The organism is Streptomyces sp. NPDC057638, from assembly GCF_042800315.1.
GTDB lineage: Bacteria > Actinomycetota > Actinomycetes > Streptomycetales > Streptomycetaceae > Streptomyces.
Genome location: NZ_JBHVHF010000581.1, coordinates 1 through 1,835, shown reverse-complemented (window position 1 = coordinate 1,835; position 1,835 = coordinate 1). Strand labels below are relative to the sequence as shown.

The window sequence follows — 1,835 nt, the reverse complement described above, 5'->3', positions numbered from 1 at the left end:
CGCCCCGGCTGACGGGGCGCCGTGCGGGGCGCGGCGGGTGGGGGCGGGACGTCAGGCGGACGGGGTGCGGCGGACCGAGCGGCCCGCCAGGACGTCCGTCCGTGTCCCGTCCTCGACCACGAACTTCCCGTCGATCAGGACATGGGGGATGCCCGTCGGCAGGGTGCGGGGCGCCGCGAAGGTGGAGCCCGCCGCGACCGTCTGAGGGTCGAAGAGGACCAGGTCGGCGCGGTAGCCCTCGCGCACCCAGCCCCGGTCGGGCAGCCTCAGCCGGGCCGCCGGGCGGGCGGTGAGATGGGCCACCGTCTCCTCCAGGCTGAGCACCCCCAGCTCGCGGGCGTAGCGGCCCAGATAGTGCGGGAAGGTGCCGTAGGCGCGCGGATGGGGCTTGGCGCCCTGGAGGATGCCGTCGCTGCCGCCGGTGTGGACCGGGTGGCGCATGATCGCCCGTACGTTCTCCTCATGGCCGACGTGCTGGAGGATCGTCGAGCCGAGCCGGTCCTCGATCAGCAGCCGCCGGGCCGTCACCCACGGGTCCTCGCCGCGTGCGGCGGCGGACTCCTCGATCGTCTTGCCGACGTACTCGGTCAGGCCCGGATCGCTGGTGCCCGAGATCTCGATGGTCTCCCACTCCACCCGTACGCCGTGACAGCCGTCGGAGCCCAGCTCCTCCAGATGGTGGCGGATCCTGGCGGCGGTCTCGTCGTCGCGCAGCCGCTCCAGCAGCGCCTCGGGGCCGCCCTCGCTGGCCCAGCTCGGCAGGACGGCGACGAGGGTGGTGGAGCCGGGGGTGTAGGGATAGGTGTCGAGGGTGATGTCCGCGCCCTCGGCCAGCGCGCCGTCCAGCAGGGTGAGCAGATCGGCGGCGCGGCCCTTGTTGACGCCGAAGTTCATGGTGGCGTGGGCGAGGTGGAGGGCACAGCCCGCCTCCCGGGTGAGCTGCACCATCTCGGCGTACGCCTCCAGGGCGCCCGCGCCGTAGGAGCGGTGGTGGGGGCAGTAGTAGCCGTCGTGGGCGGCGACGATCCGGCACAGCTCGGTCAGCTCGGCGTCCTTGGCGTACATCCCGGGGGTGTAGGTCAGTCCCGAGGACATCCCGACGGCGCCCTGTTCCAGGCCCTCGGCGACCAGGCGCTTCATCAGGGTCAGCTCGTCGTCGGTGGGCGGGCGGTCCTCCCAGCCCATCGCGTACATCCGGACCGTGCCCTGGGGGATCAGATAGGCGGCGTTGACCGCGATGCCCCGGTCGAGCCGGTCGAGGTACTCGCCGACGGTCCGCCAGTCGAAGTCGACGGAGTCGTCGCCGGGGCCGCCGCCGTTCCAGCCGTTGATGGCCCGGCGGACATCGGCCAGGGTGGCGTCGTCGACGGGGGCGTAGGAGAGCCCGTCCTGGCCGAGCACCTCCAGGGTGACGCCCTGGGCGGTCTTGGCCTCGTGCGCCGGGTCGCGCAGCAGGGCCAGATCGCTGTGGGCGTGCATGTCGATGAAGCCGGGGGAGAGGGCCAGTCCGGTGGCGTCGAGGACGCGGGCGCCGCCGAGCGACGGTTCGCCCTCGCCGCGGATGGCGGCGATCCGGCCCGCCGTTATGCCGACGTCGGCGCGGTACGAGGGGCCGCCGCCCCCGTCGATGACCTGGGCGCCGCGGATGACGAGGTCCATGAGTTCGCTTCCCCTTTGTCGCGATGGTGGGCGGGTCGGGCCGGGTGGGGCGGAGCCACGACGGGGGCCGGGGAGCGGCCCCGGATCCGTCGCGCGGTCCGGGCCGGGGGAGCGCTCCCCCGGGCCGTCGTGCCGTGGCGGGGCCCCGGGCGCGGGGGGGGCGCGTGCTGGGCGGT

The 1,835-nt window shown here is 74.5% G+C and carries 1 protein-coding gene; it reads right to left on the bottom strand.

Features of this window, described 5'->3' with window-relative positions; genetic code table 11:
* Positions 1 to 51: 51 nt before the first annotated feature.
* Positions 52 to 1,659, bottom strand: a complete 1,608-nt coding sequence (locus tag ACFVIM_RS34950; RefSeq protein WP_384310360.1) for an amidohydrolase family protein — start codon at positions 1,657 to 1,659, stop codon at positions 52 to 54.
* Between the last annotated feature and the right edge of the window lie 176 nt (positions 1,660 to 1,835).